We start from the raw sequence: 1,624 nt of genomic DNA, 5'->3' as shown, positions 1-1,624 counted from the left end.
ACCTCGAACTCGCTGTCGCGGACCACGTTGGCCGTGCCCAGCAGCGACATCGGCACCAGCAGCTTGGCAAGGCGAATGTTCAGAGCGCCCGATGTCTGGCCGATGTCCTTCTGCCGCGCCATCGCCACACGCATCGCGTCGATGGCCGCGGTGGTGATCGCCGTGGCATCGGCCTGGTTGCCGTGGTCGGCGTGGAACAGCGCCTTGCCGTCGGCCATCGGGGCGTTGCCGGTCAGCACCGCATACGCCAAGTTGCCGACCGTGCGGATCGCAGCGCGGCCCATCTTGCGCGGGATGCGGGTGAAGGCGTCCAGGTCGTCATTGATCACCGCCTGGCGCGTGATCTTGAAGATCTCGCCATACGTGCCCAGCACGCGCGTCTCGGCGCGCTCGCCGATGCTGATGTACTTGTACTCACCGCCTTCGGGCACTTGGCGCAGCGCCGGGAAGCTGCCGATGTCGACCATCGACATCGGCTTGAAGTCCGGCAGCGTTCCCTTGGAGGTCCACAGCTGGAAGGTCTCCTCGGCCTCGTCGTAGCCCTTGAGCATCGCCTTCTGCGCCACGTTCGCCAGCAGCAGCGGGAAGTCGCCCGAACTGTGCGTGAAGGCCAGCGCGATCAGGCTCATCCGGTCGGTGCCGGCATGCTTGACGCCGTGCGCCTGCAACGAGGCACGCGCCATCTCGGTCAGGCTGTGGCCGCGCCACGGATTGCTGGTGTCGTTCTTGGCGAGGCCGGCGCGGATTTCCAGCGCAGCCGCCATCCCAGCCCTGCGCCTGTCGGTCTCGTCCTCGACCGTGAGCAAGTAGCCGCCGGCCAGCGGTACGGAGCCGTGGCCCATCGCATCGAGCAGCAGCGACTTGGCTTGCACCAGCGTGCAGTTCGTGTCCGCCAGCGCCGTATTGAGCACGGTCTGCGTGTGCGGGTCGCGGATGTAGGGTTGGTAGGCGGCGCGGATCGACGACTGGCGTTGGTTCTCGGCGCGCACCGCGGCCTGCACGGCGTCCTGGTGGGCTTGCGGCTCGGCGGGCGTGGGTTGGGTGGTCGGGATGGTGGTGGTTTGTGCGGTCGGCAATGCAGTCTCCTGGGTCGAAGAAGTCGAGGGATTTCGGGAAGTTGTTGGGCGAGCGACAGCTGTGGCCGGCGTGGCCGGTGCAGATGCGGCACCGCGGGCACTGGCCCAAGCGAAGCGGCTGGCGCTGGCGCTGATGGGCAATGCGGCAGTGACGGCGTCGGCGAGCTTCTCGGCGACGGCATCGGCTGCGCTGAACCAGTGGTCCTGGTCATCGAGCCACGTCATCACCTCGTCGATGGCGCGGCCGGTCTTCGCGGCGTAGCTCGCGGCCATGGCCTGCGCCCATTTGTCGAGCAGGTCGGCGTACTCGCGCAGCTCGCTGGCATTGCCAGCGGCGCTCCCCCACGGGGCATGAATCATGAGCATCGCGTTCTCGGCGATCTCGACGCGGTCGCCGGCCATTGCGATCAGGCTCGCAATCGACGCGGCGATGCCGTCGACCGACACCGTGACGGTGGCCGGGTGGCGCTTCAGTGCGTTGTAGATCGCGATGCCATCGCTGACAGAGCCGCCGTAGCTGTTGAGGCGGACGGTGATCGTCTCGGCAT

Annotated in this window: 1 protein-coding gene; it reads right to left on the bottom strand. The window is 67.5% G+C overall.

Translation table 11 applies throughout. The annotated features are described in order from the left end of the window. Positions 1–1,624: ClpP-like prohead protease/major capsid protein fusion protein (locus AC1D01_RS33820; protein ID WP_477873838.1), on the bottom strand; the 1,624-nt coding region annotated here is incomplete at both ends.

Source organism: Rhizobacter sp. P3_B12 (assembly GCF_056402895.1).
This window is presented reverse-complemented; position numbering and strand designations above follow the sequence as displayed.